This is a genomic window from Streptomyces sp. NPDC059477, assembly GCF_042749375.1.
GTDB lineage: Bacteria > Actinomycetota > Actinomycetes > Streptomycetales > Streptomycetaceae > Streptomyces.
Genome location: NZ_JBHYUG010000009.1, coordinates 46,894 through 63,259, shown reverse-complemented (window position 1 = coordinate 63,259; position 16,366 = coordinate 46,894). Strand labels below are relative to the sequence as shown.

11 protein-coding genes are annotated in these 16,366 nt (G+C 74.2%); 3 read left to right on the top strand and 8 right to left on the bottom strand.

Annotated features, from left to right (window positions below):
* The first annotated feature begins 312 nt into the window (after positions 1–312).
* Positions 313–2,364, top strand: a complete 2,052-nt coding sequence (locus tag ACFXAZ_RS07070) for a phosphocholine-specific phospholipase C (RefSeq protein WP_384586136.1) — start codon at positions 313–315, stop codon at positions 2,362–2,364.
* A gap of 201 nt (positions 2,365–2,565) precedes the next feature.
* On the opposite strand, the gene ACFXAZ_RS07065 is transcribed toward ACFXAZ_RS07070, so the two are convergent.
* Both ACFXAZ_RS07065 and ACFXAZ_RS07060 read right to left on the bottom strand, forming a co-directional pair.
* Positions 2,566–3,516 carry a DMT family transporter gene (locus tag ACFXAZ_RS07065; RefSeq protein WP_384586134.1) on the bottom strand — a complete coding sequence of 317 codons (951 nt, stop codon included), beginning with the start codon at positions 3,514–3,516 and terminating at the stop codon, positions 2,566–2,568.
* A complete protein-coding gene (locus ACFXAZ_RS07060; RefSeq protein WP_384586132.1) occupies positions 3,513–4,310 on the bottom strand; it encodes a phosphatase PAP2 family protein in 798 nt (265 codons plus the stop codon). Before ACFXAZ_RS07060 ends, ACFXAZ_RS07065 begins: the two co-directional genes overlap by 4 nt.
* Positions 4,311–4,556: 246 nt before the next feature.
* Here ACFXAZ_RS07060 and ACFXAZ_RS07055 point away from each other — a divergent pair, with 246 nt between their 5' ends.
* Positions 4,557–5,228, top strand: a complete 672-nt coding sequence (locus ACFXAZ_RS07055; protein WP_384586130.1) for a TetR/AcrR family transcriptional regulator C-terminal ligand-binding domain-containing protein — start codon at positions 4,557–4,559, stop codon at positions 5,226–5,228.
* A 142-nt stretch (positions 5,229–5,370) separates the two neighbouring features.
* Here ACFXAZ_RS07055 and ACFXAZ_RS07050 read toward each other — a convergent pair whose 3' ends face one another.
* From ACFXAZ_RS07050 to ACFXAZ_RS07040, 3 genes are all read right to left on the bottom strand, one after another.
* On the bottom strand, positions 5,371–6,594 hold the full coding sequence (locus ACFXAZ_RS07050) for a DUF2510 domain-containing protein (protein WP_384586128.1): 1,224 nt from the start codon (positions 6,592–6,594) through the stop codon (positions 5,371–5,373).
* Positions 6,595–7,402: 808 nt separating this feature from the next.
* A complete protein-coding gene (locus ACFXAZ_RS07045; RefSeq protein WP_384586280.1) occupies positions 7,403–8,566 on the bottom strand; it encodes an anhydro-N-acetylmuramic acid kinase in 1,164 nt (387 codons plus the stop codon).
* 106 nt (positions 8,567–8,672) lie between these two features.
* Positions 8,673–9,983, bottom strand: coding sequence for an MFS transporter (locus ACFXAZ_RS07040; protein WP_384586126.1), 1,311 nt, complete (start codon positions 9,981–9,983; stop codon positions 8,673–8,675).
* Positions 9,984–10,164: 181 nt separating this feature from the next.
* Between ACFXAZ_RS07040 and ACFXAZ_RS07035 the strand changes: the two genes are divergently transcribed.
* Positions 10,165–12,855 (top strand): ATP-binding protein, encoded by a 2,691-nt coding sequence (locus ACFXAZ_RS07035; RefSeq protein WP_384586124.1) that lies wholly within the window; start codon positions 10,165–10,167, stop codon positions 12,853–12,855.
* 78 nt (positions 12,856–12,933) lie between these two features.
* Here ACFXAZ_RS07035 and pcaD read toward each other — a convergent pair whose 3' ends face one another.
* The 3 genes from pcaD to pcaG all read right to left on the bottom strand — a co-directional run bounded on the left by pcaD (position 12,934) and on the right by pcaG (position 16,361).
* Positions 12,934–14,067, bottom strand: coding sequence for a 3-oxoadipate enol-lactonase (gene pcaD / locus ACFXAZ_RS07030; protein WP_384586122.1), 1,134 nt, complete (start codon positions 14,065–14,067; stop codon positions 12,934–12,936).
* 354 nt (positions 14,068–14,421) lie between these two features.
* Entirely contained in the window at positions 14,422–15,759 is a 1,338-nt protein-coding gene (gene pcaB / locus ACFXAZ_RS07025) for a 3-carboxy-cis,cis-muconate cycloisomerase (RefSeq protein ID WP_384586120.1), read from the bottom strand.
* Positions 15,756–16,361 carry a protocatechuate 3,4-dioxygenase subunit alpha gene (gene pcaG / locus ACFXAZ_RS07020; protein WP_384586118.1) on the bottom strand — a complete coding sequence of 202 codons (606 nt, stop codon included), beginning with the start codon at positions 16,359–16,361 and terminating at the stop codon, positions 15,756–15,758. Before pcaG ends, pcaB begins: the two co-directional genes overlap by 4 nt.
* Positions 16,362–16,366 lie beyond the last annotated feature (5 nt).

Below are 16,366 nucleotides of genomic sequence, written 5' to 3'. Positions count from 1 at the left end.
AACATCCATTGTTACTTGTTGTGGGTCCACACCCACCCCCGGTCACCCCCACCCCCCCCCCCCACCCCGTGGTCGTTTGGGGGGGGGGCCCCGGGGTCCCAATCACCTGCTGATGTTCCCCTTTCCCGCTGATTTCCCGCTGATTTCCCGTTGCTGTCCCCTCAGCCCCCGGCACCTCTCGTACCGCCGAGCTTCACGCGCCCGCCATCGCACCCTTCTCTGACGTTTGGTGCTCTTGGAACACTCCTTTCGCGCGCGAACCAGCACCATCCCGGCCGGTCGCAGCTCACCAGGACGAGAGGTCGTTCCGTCATGTCCGAAGTCAATCGGCGCAGATTCCTCCAGATCGCGGGCGCCACCACGGCGTTCTCCGCGCTGTCGAGCAGCATCGAGCGCGCCGCCGCGCTCCCCGCCCAGCACCGCAAGGGCACCATCGAGGACGTCGAGCACATCGTCGTCCTGATGCAGGAGAACCGGTCCTTCGACCACTACTACGGCACCCTGCGGGGCGTTCGCGGCTTCGGTGACCCGCGGCCGGTCAGCCTGGACAACGGCAAGTCGGTGTGGCACCAGGCACAGGGCACCACCGAGGTGCTGCCCTTCCACCCGGACGCCGACGACCTCGGCATGCAGTTCCTGGAGGGCCTGCCGCACGGCTGGAACGACGGCCAGCAGGCGTACAACGGCGGCAAGTACGACAAGTGGCTGCCCGCCAAGGGCACCACGACCATGGCGTATCTGACCCGCGAGGACATCCCCTTCCACTTCGCCCTCGCCGACAAGTTCACCGTCTGCGACGCCTACCACTGCTCGTTCATCGGCTCGACCGACCCGAACCGCTACTACCTGTGGTCCGGGTACACGGGCAACGACGGCAAGGGCGGCGGCCCGGTCCTCGGCAACGACGAACTGGGCTACGACTGGACGACGTACCCCGAGCGGCTGGAGGCGGCCGGGATCTCCTGGAAGATCTACCAGGACATCGGCGACGGCCTGGACGCGGCCGGCCGCTGGGGCTGGATCTCCGACGCCTATCGCGGCAACTACGGCGACAACTCGCTCCTCTACTTCAACAAGTACCGCAACGCCAAGCCCGGCGAGCCCTGGTACGACAAGGCGCGCACCGGCACCGACGTCAAGAACGGCGACGGCTACTTCGACCGGCTGCGCGCCGATGTCGCCGCGGACACGCTGCCGCAGATCTCCTGGATCGCCGCCCCGGAGGCGTTCTCCGAGCACTCCAACTGGCCCACCAATTACGGCGCCTGGTACATATCCCAGGTCCTGGACGCGCTCACCGCCAACCCGGCCGTCTGGGCGAAGACCGCGCTGTTCATCACGTACGACGAGAACGACGGCTTCTTCGACCATGTGGTGCCGCCGCTGCCGCCGAGATCGGCCGCGCAGGGCAAGTCCACGGTCGATGTCTCCCTCGACCTGTTCAAAGGCGGCGGCGGGCGTCCGGCCGGGCCCTACGGGCTCGGTCCGCGGGTGCCGATGCTGGTCGTCTCGCCGTGGAGCAAGGGCGGGTACGTCCTGTCCGAGACCCTCGACCACACCTCGATCGTGCGCTTCATGGAACGCCGCTTCGGCGTCCAGGAGCCCAACATCTCGCCCTGGCGGCGGGCGGTCTGCGGCGATCTGACGGCCGCGTTCGACTTCTCCCGCACGGACACCAAGCCCGCCCGGCTGCCGGACACCGACGCCTACGAGCCGCCGGACCGCGACCGCCACCCCGACTACCGGCCCACCCCGCCGGCCGACCCGGACATGCCCAAGCAGGAGCGCGGCTCCCGGCCGACCCGGCCGCTGAAGTACGCCCCGCTGGTGGACGGCTCGGTGGACGCGGCGGCGGGCACCTTCACCCTGGGCTTCGCCTCCGGCACCCAGGCCGGCGCCGCCTTCCTGGTCACCTCCGGCAACCGCACGGACGGCCCCTGGCAGTACACCACCGAGGCCGGCAAGTCCCTCGCCGACACCTGGAACTCCGCCCACTCGGGCGGCTCCTACGATCTGACCGTGCACGGCCCCAACGGCTTCCTGCGCACCTTCCAGGGCCCGAACAAGGCGGCCGGACCCGAGGTCACCGCCCGCCACGACGGCGACGACATCGAGCTGACCTTCACCAACGCGGGCACCGCCACGGTCACCCTCAAGGTCGCCGACGGGTACGGCGGCCGGTCCCGCACGGTCCGCGTCCGCCCCGGCGCGAGGAGCACCCTCACCGTCGACCTGGAACGCAGCCGCCGCTGGTACGACCTGACGGTCACCTCCGACACCGACCCCACGTTCCTGCGCCGCTTCGCCGGACACGTGGAGAACGGGAGGCCGGGCGTGAGCGACCCGGCGATCATCACGGGGTAGGGCGGCGCGGGGTCGCGGGCGGGCCTGCTTACGGGGGGGGCAGGGTGCGGGGCGGTCTGTAAGGGGGCGCAGGGGGCGGGCCAGCCCACGGGGGTCGGGGTGCCGGACGGCCCGCAGGCGGGGCCGGGGTGTGGGTTGGTCCCACGGAGTCATGGCGCGGGTCGGCTCAGCGGAGTCCGGGTGCGGGGCGGCTCGCGGGGGTCAAGGCGCGGGCTTGCTCACGGGGGTCAGGTGGTCCGGTGCCGTTTCCGGCTGGCGGGGCACCCGTACTGTCGGGCGGTCGGCGGAAGCGGCCTCGGGGGGCGGGCGTCTCGCCGGGGGAGGGGGTGCGGTGCGGGGTTCGGCCCGGGAGAGCAGGACCACGCCCCACGCCGCCAGGCCCGCGCCCGTGAGGGCGAGCAGGACGCCGGCCGCGCCGCCCCGGAACCGCTCGCCCAGCAGGGACAGCCCGATCACCGCGGCGGCCACCGGGTTGGCCAGGGTGACCACCGCGAGCGGGGCGCCCAGGCCGTCCCGGTAGGCGGTCTGCGCCAGCAGCAGCCCGCCCGCCGCGAACGCCGCCACGAGCACGGCCACCCCGATCACCTGGAGGCCGAGCGGCGATCCGGAACCGTCCGTCGTCGCCACCGTCACCGTCTGGGTGAGCGCCGAGGCCACCCCCGAGGAGACCCCGGACGCGGTGGCGTGCCGCAGCCCCGGCCGTACGCCGGGCCGGCACAGGGTGCCGATCAGCACCGCCGTGGCGCCGGAGACCAGCAGCGCCTCCTGGACGCTGAGCACATCGTCGGGCGCTGGTCCGGTCGCCGTCACCAGGAGCGCGGCGAGCCCGGCCAGCGTCAGCGCCGTACCCCGCCACTCGGTCGCGCTGACCCGCCGCCCGGCCAGCCGCGCGCCCAGTGGCACCGCGGCGACCAGGGTGAGCGCCCCGAGCGGCTGGACGACGGTCAGCGGACCGTACTTGAGGGCCACCACATGCAGCAGCGCGGCGGCGGCGTTCAGCACCACCGACCCCCACCAGGCCCCGCCGCGCAGCAGCCGCAGCAGGCCGGTGCCCGGGGAGCGGGCGGCGAGCCGCTCCTGGGCGACGGCGGCGAACGCGTAGCCGACGGCGGACAGCAGGGACAGAGCGACGGCCAGCACGGAGGCGTTCACCGGCCCGCCGCCCCGACCAGCGGAGGCCGTTCGGCGGGCCGGGGCTCCCCGGCCGCGCGGCGCGTCCGGCCCCGGACCCGGCGCGGCGCCTCGACCAGCAGCAGGGCCACGGCGACCAGCCCGCCCGCCACGAGGGCGTCGAGCCAGTAGTGGTTGGCCGTGCCGACGATCACCAGCAGCGTCACCAGCGGGTGCAGCAGCCACAGCCACCGCCAGCGGGTACGGGTGGCCGCGATCACGCCGAGGGCGAGGATCAGCGCCCAGCCGAAGTGCAGCGAGGGCATCGCCGCGAACTGGTTGGAGAGCTGGTCGGTCTCGGGCGGCCCGTAGACCGTGGGGCCGTAGACCTGCCCGGTGTCGATCAGCCCGGTCTCGGCGAGCAGCCGGGGCGGGGCCAGCGGGAACGTGAGGTGCAGGACCAGGGCGGCGGCGGTGACGGCGGCGAGCACCTGGCGGGTCCGCACGTAGTGCGCGGGGCGGCGCCAGTAGAGCCAGACCAGGAACAGGACGGTGGCCGGGAAGTGGACGGTCGCGTAGAAGGTGTTGGCCGCGCGTATCAGACCGTCGCCGTGCAGCAGCAGCGCCTGCACCGAGCCCTCGTCGGGCAGGCGCAGGGCGCGCTCCCAGCCCCACACGTCACGCGCGTTGCGGAACGCCTCGGCGGTGTGGCCGTCGGCCAGGTGCCGGCCCAGCTTGTAGACGAGGAAGAGCCCCACGACGAGCAGCAGCTCCCGGACTATCGGCGGGCGTTCCGGGGGATCGGACTCCGCTCCGGAAGGCTCTGCTTCGCTCATCCCCCGGCCCCTCACTCATGTCACTCATGTCGCATGCGGACGGACTGACTCATGGCGCATGCATATGGCATCGACACTGGTTCGTATCGATACGCCAGTGTACCGATACGACTTAGTACCGGTACACTGGCGTCTCGGTGGCGTTCGGCACACCGCGAGTGACTCGGTCGCCTTCTACGCCCTATGTCCCGTCCGTCCTTTCCGTCCCCGCCATCCCTTCCGGCCGGCAGCGAGGAGAGAGAGCCCATGACGTCGCAGGCCGCGGACCGGCCGGAGGCGGCCGGTGTTTCGCGCCGCTCCAAGCTGACGCCCGAGCGTGAGCGGGAGTTCTACGACGCCGTGCTCGCCCAGCTCCGTCAGTGCGGCTACGACGCGGTGACCATGGAGGGCATCGCCGCCAGCACCCGGTGCAGCAAGTCCACGCTCTACCGGCAGTGGAAGACCAAACCGCGGTTCGTGGCCGCCGCCCTGCGCGCCAACCGGCGGGTGCGGTTCTGCGGGATCGACACCGGCTCGCTCGCCGGGGATCTGATCGAGGCCGGGCGGGCCGCCGGTGAGGTCTCCGCCGACGACACCCGGCTGTTCCAGGCGCTCGGGCACGCGGTCGTCCAGGACAAGCAGCTCGCGCGGGCGCTGCACGAAGCCGTCGTGGAGCCCGAGGTCGCCGCGCTGCGGGAGATCCTCCGCCGCGGGGTGGCACGCGGAGAGGTGCCCGCCGATCATCCGGCGCTGGAGTACGTACCGGTGATGATGCTCGGTGTGCTGCGCGCCCGGCCGGTGCTGGAAAACCGAAACGCCGACCAGGGCTATCTGGCCCGGTTCGTCGAGGTCGCGGTGCTGCCCGCGCTCGGCCTCACCCCGCCGGGCCGGGTGCCCGCGCCCCGCGCCGCCGGTACGGGAGTGTCGGGCGACCCCTGAGCCAGGCCGCCGTCCCGGGATGACCGGGCGGTGACCTGTACGCGCCGCACCGTGGGGACGGGGGCGGCGCGCACCCCCCGGCCGGGTGGGGTTCCTCTGGAGCGGAGGGGTGCCTCACCCGGCCGGACTGTGTGCGGGCCGTTCAGACGCCCTGGCCGGTGCCGCCGCCCGAGGACGCCTTGATGCCCTCGGCTATCTCGTCCAGCACAGCGTCGTTCTCCCCGGCGTCCACACCGATGCGGACGATCACCAGCTGCTCGGGGCTGGCGGGCGAGGGGAACACCAGCGACTCGACGATGCCGTCGGCGCCCTTGCTGGTGACCGCCTTCCAGCGGACCTGGTAGCCCTTCTGGCCGGCCACCGTGATCGCCTCGGAGGTCAGCACCTCGTGCGAGGTGATCTCGCCGTAGGTGGTGCCGCCGTAGGACTCCTCGGCGTTGGCCTCGATGTCCGCCTTCGCCACCTCCTCGGGCGTGGTGCCCTCGGTGCCGTGCGCGATGGCGGGCGCCGAGTACGCGCCGCCCTTGGTGCAGCTCTTGGCGGGGTCGCCCGGGCAGTCGTAGGTGTCGTCGGAGGTGATCTGCGCGCCGACGCTCATCGCCTGCCCGGTCCAGCCCTCCGGCACCTCGATGCTGATCGCGTTGACCGGGTCGGAGACCGTGCCGCCGCCCTCGACCTCCGGCGGTGCCGACGGCTGCGGCTGCTCGGGCGCGGGCGACTGACCGCCCCCGCCGCCCTCGCCGAACGGATTCCGCTGGCCGGGCGCGCTCGGAGTCGGCGTACCGGCCCCCGCCTGGTCGCTGCCGTCGTCGCCGGCCAGCGCGTAGACCCCGACCCCGATGCTGGCCAGCACCGCGGCGGCGACCCCGACCGCGATCCCGGTCCGCAGCCCACGGCGCTTGGCGGGCGGCGGCTGCACGGGATAGCCGGGGTAGCCGGGATACCCCGGGAACCCGCCCTGCCCCGGCGGACCGGGCGGCTTGGGGTACCCCGGATACGCCTGCTGCCCGAACTGGCCCGGCTGGCCCGGGTACACCGGGTAGGCGGGCTGCGTCGGCTGGACGGCCGTGTCCGCCACCGGTTCGGCCGGGTGCGCCACGATGTCGGCCGGGCCCGCCTCGTCGGCGGGGGGCTTGTCGAACAGTACGGTGGCCGGCGGAGCGCCGGGGGAATCGGCCGGGTCGGGGGCGTCGGCCGACGGTTCCCCGGTGGCCGGCGGCTGCCCCGGGGGACCCCACGCGGCGGCCTGGCCCGCGGGACGGGTCCGCTCCGTCCATGCCTTGCCGTCCCACCAGCGCTCGGTGGGCGGACCGTCACTTGTCTGCCCGGGGTCGGGATACCACCCGGGAGGAGTCACCTGCGTCATGACCTAACCGTATGAGGCATCTGTGAAAGAGGGATGAGAGGGACCGGCCAAGCCTGCGACCCGACTCTCACACGGGTTTGTTACACGGGCACCGGACCGCCTCCGGCGGGGTGCCGACCTGGGAGGATCCGGTCCCTCGTGGAAGGGGGCCCGCTCGCCCTGTACGACGTGCGGGCGGCGCCGCTCCGCTCCGGCGTCGGCGGGTACGACTCCCGCCGGGGGTCTGCTGAGGGGCGTACGACGTGCGGGCGGGCGGCGGTCCAGGCCAGGCGTGCGGTAACGATTCCGGGGGCGGCGCCCCGCCCCGCCTCGCCGAGCGGCGCGACCACGCCGAACTGAACACGTCTGCGGGCGGGCCCCTGCGCAGGCCGTGACGGCCACTTCCGTCGGTGCCCCAGGGATCGGCTGGTCTTCGCGTGTGCGGCCGGGGCGGCAGGCCAACGCTCCGCGTGGCCCTGGGAGTTGGCCGACCTCCACTCCGCGTGGCCCTGGCAGTCGGTCGGCCGCCGCTCGTGGCCCCAGGGCCTGGACCGGCCAACCAACCTCCCCGACGGCTCCCAAGGACCGGCCACCGCCCCACGTGCCCAGGGACCGGGTCACTCTCCCCTGCGGCCCCAAGCCGGGTCGCCCTCCCCGTGGCCCCAGGGACCGGGCCGCCCCCCCCGTGCCCCAAGCCGGGTCGCCCTCCCCGCGGCCCCAGGAACCGGGCCGCCCCCCCCGTGCCCCCAAGCCGGGCCACCGCCCCCGTGGCCCCTGCGGCCAGCCACCACCCCGCCACGCCCCGGGCGCCGCCCCCCACCCCCACCCCCTACCTCTCGATCACCAGCCGCCGAGGCCCACCCCCCGTAGCCACCCCCGGTAACCGCAGCCCCGTCCGGCCCGGGGTCACCGAGCCGAGCACGCTGGGGTGGCGGGCTCCCGTGGCGGCGGGGACGGTGCCGGGGAGGCCGTGGGCGCTGAGGTAGCCCAGGACGGCGAAGGCGTAGGACTCCTTGGCGTCGGACGGCAGGCCCAGGGTGTCGGAGGGGCGGACCGGGATGCCGGGCAGCCGGGCCGCCAGCTGGGCCATCAGCGTCGGGTTGCGGGTGCCGCCGCCCGACGCCAGTACCTCCGTCGCGCCGACCGAGCGGACCGCGTCGGCGACCGTGCGCGCGGTCAGCGCGGTGAGCGTGGCGATGATGTCCTCGGCGGACAGCGTGGTGCCGACCCCGGCCAGCGCCTCGCGCAGATAGCCGGGGTGGAACAGTTCCTTGCCGGTCGTCTTCGGCGCGGACAGCGCGTAGTACGGCTCCGCCAGCAGCCGGGCCAGCAGCGCCTCGTGGACCCGCCCGGCCGCCGCGAGCCGCCCCTCGGCGTCGTACTCCAGCCGCCCGCCGCTGAACCCCCGCGCGGCGGCGTCGGTCAGGGCGCAGCCGGGGCCCGTGTCGAACGCCGTGCCGTCCGGTGCCGTGAGGTTGGCGATGCCGCCGAGGTTGAGCGCGACGGGCGTCCCGGGGCGGCCCCGCAGCCACAGCAGGTCCACCAGGCTGACCAGCGGTGCCCCCTGCCCGCCCGCGGCGATGTCCCGGGGCCGGAAGTCGGCGACCACGGGCAGCCCGGTCGCCTCCGCGATCCACGCGGGCTGCCCGAGCTGCAACGTGCCGTGGACCGTCGTACCGTCCACCCAGTGGTAGACCGTCTGTCCGTGCGAGGCCACCAACTCGGCCCGCCCGTCGCACAGTTCATGGTCCGCCCGGACCGCCGCCGCCGCGAACGCCTGCCCGATCCGGGTGTCCAGCCGGCACACGTCCGCCATCGTCACCGTCCCCGGCGGCAGCGCCGCCGCGAGCGCCGCCCGCAACCCGTCCTCGTACCCCGCGCGGACCATCCCCAGCGGGCGCAGCACCAGCGCGTCCCCGGTGATCCGCAGCTCGCACGCCGCCGCGTCGATGGCGTCGTACGACGTCCCGGACATCAGCCCGATCACCCGCATGGGCCCGCTCGGTTCCATCCGTTCCCTCGTTCCCTTGCATCCCTCGGTTCTCTTGCTTGCATTGATTCCATGAGGCTTCCCTTGCGTCCATGAGGCCGCTTCTCCCTCACCGCGCCTCGTCCGCCACCGTCCGCACCCCCTTCGCCGCCGACGCCAGCGCGACCACGCTCACCGCGCACGTCGCGGCGGCATAGTACGCGGGGATGTCGGCGTTCCCGGTGCGTTCGACGGTCTGAGTGATGATCAGGCCCGCGCAGCCGGAGAAGACGGCATTGGACAGGGCGTAGGCGAGTCCGAGGCCGGTGTAGCGGACGGTGGTCGGGAACATCTCGGCGAGCAGGGCGGGGCCGGGACCGGCCATCAGACCGACCACGGCACCCGCGCAGAACAGCGCGGCCCCCTTCGCCGCGCCGGACGCGCCGGTGTCCTGGAGGACGTTCATGAGGGGCAGGGCGAGGGCCACCACCAAGGCCGCGCCGGTCAGCATCACCGGACGCCGGCCGATCCGGTCGCTCAGCGCGCCCGCCGGGAGGATCGTGGCCGCGAAACCGAGGTTGGCCAGCACGGTGGCGAGCAGGGCCTGCCGGAAACTCGCGTTCAGGGTGCTTTGCAGATACGAGGGCAGGACCACCAGGAAGGTGTAGCCCGCCGCCGACCAGCCCATGATCCGCCCGGCGCCCAGCGCGATCGCCCCGGCCACCGCCCGCGCGGGCGGACGCACCCGCACCGCCCGCCGCTCCTCCGCCCGGAACGACGGCGTCTCCTCCAGCCGCAACCGCAGCCACAGCGCGACCGCCCCCAGCGGCAGCGCCAGCAGGAACGGCACCCGCCAGCCCCACGACTGCACCTGACCTTCCGTCAGTACGGTCGCCAGGACCGCCGCCACCCCGGCCCCGCCCAGCAGTCCCAGCGCCACGGTGAACGACTGCCACGCCCCGTACAGCCCCCGGCGCCCCCGCGGCGCGAACTCCGTCATCAGCGCGACCGCCCCGCCGAACTCCCCGCCCGCCGACAGCCCCTGCACCACCCGCAGCAGCGTCAGGAGCCACGGGGCGAGCGCGCCGACCGACGCGTACGTCGGCAGCAGGCCGATCAGCGCCGTCGCGCCCGTCATCAGCGACACCACCAGGATCAGCACCGGCCGCCGCCCGATCCGGTCACCGAGCCGCCCGAACACCGCCGCGCCGACCGGCCGGAAGAAGAACGCCAGTGCGAAGGACGCGTACGTCCGCACCAGCGCCTCGGCCTCGCCGCCACCCTCCGGAGTGAAGAACCGCGCGGCGATGACGGTGGCGAAGTAGCCGTAGACGCCGAACTCGTACCACTCGATGAAATTGCCCACCGAACCGGCCGCCAGCGCCCGCACACCGGGCCGCGCCGCGTCCGGCCGCCGACGCTCGCGGAAAGTCTCTTTCACCCCAGGGCTGTTGACCGCGCGGGCGCCCCGCAAACCCCCGTCGCACGCCCGGCGCGCCATCCGGCGGCATCCCTGTTCACCCGACCCGGCAACGGCTGCCCGATACCCGCCACCACGGGGCGCATCGGGCGGCTACGCTCAAGGTCTGTACGTCATTCGAGCGACTTGGGGAGGTAGCGGGATGACGGAGGTACGGCCCACGGCGGGCGCCTCGGCTCCGCTGTGGGAGCGGGACGAGGAAGTCGCCGCCCTCCGGCAGGCCGTGGAATCACTGCACACCGGCGATTCCCGCGGCAGTCTGCTGATGCTGCGCGGCGACGCCGGACTCGGCAAGACGGCACTGCTGACCGAGACCCGGAAGTTCGCCGAGGCACAGGGCTGCACCGTCTGGTCCGCCCGTGGCGGCGAGACCCTGCGGTCCGTCCCCTTCAACGTGGTACGGCAGCTCCTCCAGCCCGCGCTGATCTCCCTGCTGCCCGAAGAGGCCCGCGACTACCTCGGGGACTGGTTCGACATCTCCGGCCCCGCCCTCGGGATAGCGGAGCCCGGCGAGGTCCAGCCCCTCCCACAGGGCGTGTGCGACGGCCTGGTCGTGGCCGTCCGCCGCCTCGCCACACGCGAATGGCCGCTCGTCCTGCTGATCGACGACGCCCACTGGGCCGACCAGGAGACCCTGCGGTGGCTCGCCGCCTTCGCCGAGCGGCTGGACGATCTGTCCGTGCTCGTCGTGGTCGCCCGCAGGCCCGGCGAGGTGGGCGGCGAGAGCGCCCGCTACCTCGACCGGATCGCCGAGCTGAGCGACCGGGTCACCAGCCTCAGCGCCCTGACCCCGGACGCCACCGCCGCCCTCACCCGCGCCACCGTCGGCGAGCACGCCGACGGCCCGTTCTGCCGCCAGGTCTGGGCGGTCACCGCGGGCAACCCGTACGAGACCGTCGAACTCCTGGCCAAGGTCCGCGACAGCGAGATGGAACCCAGTGAGTCCTCGGCGGACGAACTGCGCGACCTCAACCGCTCGGCGCGCGGCGGCGGACTCGTCGACCGGCTCGGCGAACTCGGCATCAACGCCACCCGCTTCGCCTGGGCCTCCGCCATCCTCGGCACCGGCATCACCGTCGACCTGGTCGCCGAGCTGATCACCGTGGAACACGACGAGGCCGCGCGCTGCGCCGAACTGCTGCGCACCGCCCGGATCCTCACCGCACCCGACCCGGCGGGCGCCCGCGCGGGCGGCGGCGACCTGGAGTTCGTGCACCCGCTGATCGCGTCCGCCGTCTACAACTCCATCCCCGACGGACTGCGCACCGCGATGCACGGGATAGCGGCCAAGCTCGTCATCGACTCCGGGCTCGGCGCCGCAGCGGCCTCCCGGCATCTGCTGCCGGTCCACCCGGAGGACGACGCCGAGATAGTCGAGCAGCTGCGCGAGGCCGCCGGTGAACATCTGGGCGTCGGCGCCCCGGACGCCGCCCGCCTCTGTCTGGAACGCGCTCTCAGGGAGCCGCCCCGGCCCCAGGTGCACGCACAGGTCCTCTTCGAACTCGGCTGCGCCACCCTGCTCACCGCGCCCGCCACCACCGTCGACCACCTCCAGAACGCGCTCGCCATGCCCGGCCTGGACGGCGGCGAACGCGTCAACGCCGTCTACCGCCTCTCCCAGGCCCTGCTCCACAACGACCAGCTCGAACAGGCCGTCCGCACGGTCGAGGCGGAGGCCGCACGCCAGCCGGCGGGCCCCGCCCGGATGCGGTTGCAGGCCGTGCAGTACATGTGGGAGGGCATCTACAGCGAGACCGCCCCGCCCGGCCGCTCCGAGCGGCTCGCCGCCCAGGCCGGCGCCTGCACCGGCCGCGACAACTCCGAACGCGCGCTGCTCATCCTGCGCGCCTTCGACGCCATGACCCACGGCGAGAACGCCGAGGTGGTCATAGAGAACTGCGACCGCGCCATGGTCAACGGACGGCTCGCGCCCGGCCTCGGCTGGACCGACCCCGAGTGGGGCGTCGAGCTGCTGATGATGCTCGGCAGCAGCTACGCCTACGCCGACCGGATCGACCGCGCGGAGAGCCTCTTCGCCGAGGCCCTGCGCGCCTACACCACGGCCGGCTGGAGCGGCGGGCATCTGGCGCTCGCCCACGCCTATCTGGGCCTCGCGCACCGCAGACGCGGCCGGCTCAAGGACGCCGAGGAGGTGCTGCGCGAGTCCCTGCGGCTCGCCGAGCGTGTCGGCCGACGTCTGCCGCTGCACTGGTCGGCGACCTGCGGACTGGTGGACACCCTGCTCGCCCGCGGCCATGTCGACGAGGCCTGGTCGATCGCCGAGCAGTACGGCTTCTCGCCGCCGTACCCGTCCACGATGGTGCTGCCCGACCCGCGCAGCGTACGCGGCAGGCTGCTGCTCGCGGTCGGCCGCACCAAGGACGGCGTCAACGAACTCGAAGCGGCGGAGAAGGCGGCAGCGGCACGCGGCGGTCACAACCCGGTGCTCGCGCCGTGGACCGTGGATCTCGCCGTCGCCCTCGCCGCGGAGGACCCGGCCCGCGCGGCCCGGCTCGCCTCCGACGCCCGCCGCCAGGCCGAACACTTCGGCACGGACACCGCGATCGGCGAGGCTCTGCGGTGCGCCGCCGCCCTGGAGACCGGTCAGCGCAGGGTCCGCCTCGCCGCCCAGGCCGTCACCTATCTGGAGGCATCGCCCTGCCAGTACGAACACGCGGCGGCCCGCGTCGAACACGGCATCGCCGCCCGCTCCGCGTCCGAGCTGAACCGGGGCCTGTCCCTGGCCCGCTCGTGCGGCGCGGACGGCCTGGTCCAGCGCGCGGAGGCGGCGTTGGAGGCCCTGGCGACGTCACCTGACGGACCGACGCCGTAGGTCTGACGGCCCGTCACGCCATGAGCCTGGCGGGCCCCCGGCCCGGTGCCGGTGCCCCCCCGACCGCCAGGGTCACCCTCACTGGTCCCGCTGGTCCCGTTCGTCCGGCTCCTCCGCCAGCACCCGCTGGGCCGCCGCGAACGCCGAGTTCGCCGCCGGTACCCCGCAGTACACCGCCGTCTGCAACAGCACCGCCCCGATCTCGTCGGGCGTCAGTCCGTTGCGCCGGGCCGCGCGCACATGCATGGCCAGCTCGTCGTAGTGGCCGTGGGCGACCAGCGCGGTCAGGGTGATCATGCTGCGCTCGCGCCGGGTGAGCGTCGGGTCGGTCCAGATCTCGCCCCAGGCGTAGCGCGAGATGAAGTCCTGGAAGCGGGCGGTGAACGGGTTCTGCCGGGCCTGGGCGCGGTCGACATGGGCGTCGCCGAGCACCTCCCGGCGTACCGCCATCCCGCGCCGCGCGGGCCCGTCGAGATGGGTGCGCAGGGCGCTCAGCACCGCCTCGGGGCACTGCGCGGGCGCCAGATGCGAGGCGCCCGGGATCTCCACCAGCGCGGCGCCCGGCACGGCGTCGGCGATCTCCCGCAGATGCGCGGGCGGGGTCGCCGGGTCCTCGCGCCCGGCGATCAGCAGGGTCCGGGTGGAGATCTCCCCGAGCCGGTCCCGCAGATCGTAGGCGGCGAGGGCGTCGCAGCAGGCCGCGTACGCCGCCGGGTCGGTGTCCCGGTGGTCCTGGACCAGCCGGGGCACGGTGAAGCCGCCCGCGAACCATCGCGTGTTCGCGCTCTCGGCGAGCTGGGCGAGCCCCTCGGCACGCACCAGCGCGGCCCGCTCCCGCCATGGCCGGTCCCCGTTGAAGCAGGCGGAGGAGCAGATCACCGCCAGCGACGACAGCCGCTCCGGGTGGTGCACGGCGAGATGCAGCCCGACGGCCCCGCCGAGCGACACCCCGGCGTACGCGAACCGCTCGACGCCGAGGGCGTCCGCGAGCGCCAGCACCAGGCCGGCCAGATCACCGACGGTCGCCCCCGCCCCGATCAGCCCCGGAGCCGACCCGCCGTGTCCCGGCAGATCCCAGCGGATCACCCGGTGAGCCACGGACAGCTCGGGCGCGACCTCGTCCCACAGGGCGTAGGACGTCCCGAGCGAGGGCCCCAGCAACAGCGGGGGAGCGGAAGCGGACCCTTCCACAAGATGGTTGAGCAGGGTCACGGTCGCTCCAGTGTGTGGCTGGTGAGGGCTGTGGCGTAGCCGATGCGATGGGTGGGCTCGGGGGCGTGTGAGTGACGCGGCCTTTCGGCGGCGGGTCTGCCGGGCGGCTTTTGCGCGCGGGTCCGGCCCAGCGTCGCGGTTGGCGTGGACCCTTCCGTGAGGTGGTTGAGCGGGGTCACGGTCGCTCCAGTGCGTGGCCGGTCGGGGCTGTGGCGGAGCCGGTGCGATGGGTGGGCTCGGGGGCGTGTGAGTGACGCTGCCTTTCGGCGGCGGGTCTGCCGGGCGGCTCTTGCGCGCGGCTCCGGCCCAGCGTCGCGGTTGGCGTGGACCCTTCCGTGAGGTGGCTGGCCGGGTTCACCGTCGCTCCAGTGCGTGGTCGGTGAGGGCACCGGCGGAGCCGGTGTAGTGGGTGGGGTCGAGGTCGGAGTCCGTCAGTTCGGGGGCCTCCGACAAGGGCCGTCCCTCGGCGGCGAGTCTGCTGAGCAGTTCCTTCGCACGGGCCCGGCCCAGCGTCGCGGCCAGCTCGGCGGACAGCCGCTCGGAGACGATCGCCCCGTGCGTCAGCTCCAGATGCGCGCGCATCGTGTCCGGCCGTACCCGTAGCCCCTCGGCCAGTTCGGCGGCGTCCCTCGCCGCCCCGCCGACCAGCCGCAGCAGCTCCCTGAGCGGCTCCCACTCGGCGTGCCAGGCCCCGGCGGGCCGCTCGTCCTCCGCGACCAGCGACCCGTACAGCGTCGCCGCGAGCTGCGGTGCCCGGCGCGCGGCGGCGACGATCAGGGTGGACCGTACGGGATTGGACTTGTGCGGCATCGCGGAGGAGCCGCCGCCCCCGCCCTCCGCGACCTCCGCGATCTCCGTCCGCGACAGGGTCAGCACATCCACGCCGAGCTTGCCGAGCGCGCCCGCCGTGAAGGCGAGGGCCCCGGCGAGATCGGCGACCGGCGTGCGCAGGGTGTGCCAGGGCAACGTGGGGGCCCGCAGGCCCAGTTCACGGGCGAACGCGCCCGGCAGCGCGGTCGGATCGTCCGCGCCGTACGCGCCGAAGGCGGCCAGCGTTCCCGCCGCGCCCCCGAGCTGAGCGGGCAGCGTGTCCCGGACGGCCGTCAGCCGGTCCCGCGCGTCCAGCACCAGCGACCGCCACCCGGCCGCCTTCAGCCCGAACGTCGTCGGGACGGCGTGCTGGGTGAGGGTGCGGCCGGGCAGCGCGGTGTCGCGGTGGGCGGCGGCGAGACGGGCCAGCGCCGCCTCCGTACGGGCGAGGTCGGTGAGGACCGGGCCCAGCGTGCGGACCGCGACCAGCATGGCCGCCGAGTCCAGGATGTCCTGGCTGGTCGCGCCCCGGTGGACGTACGGCCCCCACTCCGCGCCCACCGCCGCCGTCAGATCGGCCACCAGCGGGATCACCGGATTGCCGCCGCCGCGCGCCCGCCCGGCCAGGGAGGAGAGATCGAAGCGGGCCGCGTCGGCCGCCTCGGTGACCGCCGTCGCCGCCCCGGCCGGGACCATTCCCAGCCCGGCCTGCGCCCGGGTCAGGGCGGCCTCCGCGTCCAGCAGGGCCTGGAGGTAGGCCCGGTCGCCGGTCGAGGACGCGGCGGCGGAGCCCGCCCACCCGGGCGCGAGCAGGCCGCTGTCGGTGCCGATACCTGTGCCGGATGGAGTGCCGATACCTGTGCCGGATGGTTCGGATGTCACCTGTACTCCAGGAAGACCGTCTCGCCCTCGCCCTGAAGGCGGATGTCGAAACGGTAGGCGCCCGCGCCCTCGGAGCGCGCGACCAGTGTGTCCCGGCGCGCCTCGGGCAGCGCCGACAGCAGCGGGTCGGCGGCGAGCGCGGCCTCGTCGCCGGGAAGGTAGATCCGGGTGAACAGGTGCACGAGCAGCCCGCGCGCGAACACACACACGCTCAGGTACGGGGCACTGCTCCCGCGCGCCCCCGGCCGCAGCGTCCGTACGTACCAGTGGCCGTCGGCGTCGGTCTGGATCCGGCCCCAGCCGGTGAACTCCACCCCGTTGCGGCCCGCGTAGCCGCCGGAGGCCGCGTCGCGTCGCATGGAACCGTCGGTCCGGGACACGTTGCCGTCCGGGTCCGGCCCCCAGATCTCCACGAGGGCGTCCGGCAGCGGCTGTCCCTCGCCGTCCGTCACATACCCGTGCACGGCGACGGTGTCCGGGTGGCCGAGCGGCGCGATCTCCTCGCCGCCGGTGATGGGCAGCGCGTAGCCGTAGAACGGGCCGACCGTGTGCGACGGGGTCGGCAGCACCTGTTCCGGGCTGCTGGTGTCGATCTTCGTCATGGCGG

Excerpts from the sequence above, each read along its gene's own strand:
- ACFXAZ_RS07050 (WP_384586128.1), bottom strand. The coding sequence starts at position 6,594 with ATGACGCAGGTGACTCCTCCCGGGTGGTATCCCGACCCCGGGCAGACA.
- ACFXAZ_RS07060 (WP_384586132.1), bottom strand. The coding sequence starts at position 4,310 with ATGAGCGAAGCAGAGCCTTCCGGAGCGGAGTCCGATCCCCCGGAACGC.
- pcaG (WP_384586118.1), bottom strand. The coding sequence starts at position 16,361 with ATGACGAAGATCGACACCAGCAGCCCGGAACAGGTGCTGCCGACCCCG.
- ACFXAZ_RS07035 (WP_384586124.1), top strand. The coding sequence starts at position 10,165 with ATGACGGAGGTACGGCCCACGGCGGGCGCCTCGGCTCCGCTGTGGGAG.
- ACFXAZ_RS07055 (WP_384586130.1), top strand. The coding sequence starts at position 4,557 with ATGACGTCGCAGGCCGCGGACCGGCCGGAGGCGGCCGGTGTTTCGCGC.
- ACFXAZ_RS07070 (WP_384586136.1), top strand. The coding sequence starts at position 313 with ATGTCCGAAGTCAATCGGCGCAGATTCCTCCAGATCGCGGGCGCCACC.
- ACFXAZ_RS07045 (WP_384586280.1), bottom strand. The coding sequence starts at position 8,566 with ATGCGGGTGATCGGGCTGATGTCCGGGACGTCGTACGACGCCATCGAC.